The 1,761-nt window shown below is 67.1% G+C and carries 3 protein-coding genes; 1 reads left to right on the top strand and 2 read right to left on the bottom strand.

The features are described from left to right. A partial coding sequence (miaB, locus tag JNK68_12930) for a tRNA (N6-isopentenyl adenosine(37)-C2)-methylthiotransferase MiaB (protein MBL8541258.1) occupies nucleotides 1-1,194 on the bottom strand: 1,194 nt, incomplete at its 3' end. A gap of 30 nt (nucleotides 1,195-1,224) precedes the next feature. After that, on the bottom strand, nucleotides 1,225-1,542 hold the full coding sequence (locus tag JNK68_12925; protein ID MBL8541257.1) for a hypothetical protein: 318 nt from the start codon (nucleotides 1,540-1,542) through the stop codon (nucleotides 1,225-1,227). A gap of 79 nt (nucleotides 1,543-1,621) precedes the next feature. Here JNK68_12925 and JNK68_12920 point away from each other — a divergent pair. Then, the coding region (locus JNK68_12920) for a transglutaminase family protein (GenBank protein MBL8541256.1) at nucleotides 1,622-1,761 on the top strand (140 nt) is incomplete at its 3' end.

Raw genomic sequence — 1,761 nt, 5'->3', positions numbered from 1 at the left:
GGCTGCCCGCTTGCGCGACGGACCCTCGACCAGCACGCGCTGCACCGTGCCGACCATCGCGCGGCTCACGGCCTGCGCCTGCTCGTCGATTTTCGCCTGCAGACGCGCCAGACGCGCGAGACTCACTTCGCGATCGACCTGCTGCGGCAGGTCGGCCGCCGGAGTACCGGGGCGCGGGCTGTAGACGAACGAGAAGGACGCGTCGAAGGCAAGTTCCTCGACCAGTCGCAGCGTCGCTTCGAAGTCGGCATCCGTCTCGCCCGGGAAGCCGACAATGAAATCGGAGGAGAGGCTCAAGTCCGCCCGCATTGCCCGCAGGCGGCGCACGATCGACTTGTACTCGAGCGCGGTGTAGCCGCGCTTCATCGCGCCGAGGATGCGATCCGATCCCGACTGCACCGGCAGGTGCACGTGGGAGACGAGTTGCGGGATGCGGGCATACGCATCGATCAGCCGCTGCGTGAACTCGCGCGGGTGCGAGGTGGTGTAGCGGATGCGCTCGATGCTGGGGATGGCAGCGACGTATTCGAGCAGGAGCGCGAAGTCCGCGACTTCGCCACCCGACATGGCGGCGCGGTACGCATTCACGTTCTGGCCGAGCAGCGTGACCTCCTTCACGCCACCCAACGCGAGTCCGGCGACCTCCTCCAGCACGCTGTCGAGCGGCCGCGAGATTTCTTCCCCCCGCGTATAGGGGACCACACAGAACGAGCAGTACTTGCTGCAGCCTTCCATGATCGACACGAAGGCGCTGGCTCCCGTCACCCGCGGCGGCGGCAGCGCGTCGAACTTCTCGATCTCCGGGAAGGAAATGTCCACCTGCGCGCGGCCGGTGCGCCGGCGTGTCTCGATGAGCGCCGGCAGGCGATGCAGGGTCTGCGGACCGAACACGAGATCGACATACGGCGCGCGCTCGACGATCGCTGCACCCTCCTGGCTTGCCACGCAACCGCCGACGCCGATCAAGAGGTCCGGCCGCGACGCCTTCAGCGCACGCACCCGGCCGAGATCGTGAAACACCTTGTCCTGGGCCTTCTCGCGCACGGAGCAGGTGTTGAACAGGATGACGTCGGCGGCTGCCGGATCGTCGGTCGGCTCCATGCCCTGCGCCGCCCGCAGGACGTCCGCCATCTTGTCCGAGTCGTACTCGTTCATCTGGCAGCCGAACGTCTTGATGTAGACCTTGCCGACCATGGGGCAGCGAGAGAACCGCAGGGCGCGGCGTTACTTCTTGCCGGCGCGGGCGAGCATCGCCTGCTCTTCGGGGGTCAGGATCCAGATGCGCGAGATATCGCCGTTGGCATCCGGCAGATAGAGGACCTGGGCGCGCGAAGGCAGTTCGCCGTGCACGATCTTGCGGTTCTCTTCGTCGCGGATGATGCCGCCGGGGGCCATGCGATAGAGCTTGCCGCCGAGCTGGACCTGCGGATAGGCCTGCGGCCCCGTGAGCGTCGCGCGCACGCCGTCCGCAGGCAGCGGGCGCTCCGCCCATGCAGCGCTGGCAGGAAGCAAGAAGGCAAGAAAAAGCAGCACGTTACGCATGGCCGCGATGATAGCACGCGGGCGCGAAAGGGTTGAGAGGCATGTCCTCGCTACAATGCTGGCTTCCCGGAGGATTCCCATGCGCTTTCGCGTCCATCACGAAACCCGCTATCGCTACCGCGCGCCGGTGACGCTCGGCGCGCACGTCATCAGGCTGCGTCCGCGCGAAGACGCGACCCAGCGGCTCGTCCACCACAGCCTCGTCATCGATCCCGCACC

It is taken from the genome of Betaproteobacteria bacterium, from assembly GCA_016791345.1.
Taxonomy (GTDB): Bacteria; Pseudomonadota; Gammaproteobacteria; order Burkholderiales; family JAEUMW01; genus JAEUMW01.
Note: the sequence above shows the minus strand (reverse complement) of the source record. Positions and strands in the feature narration are given on the sequence as shown.

Bases quoted from the DNA above. Each gene is read 5' to 3' on its own strand.
- JNK68_12925 (MBL8541257.1), bottom strand. From the start codon at position 1,542: ATGCGTAACGTGCTGCTTTTTCTTGCCTTCTTGCTTCCTGCCAGCGCT.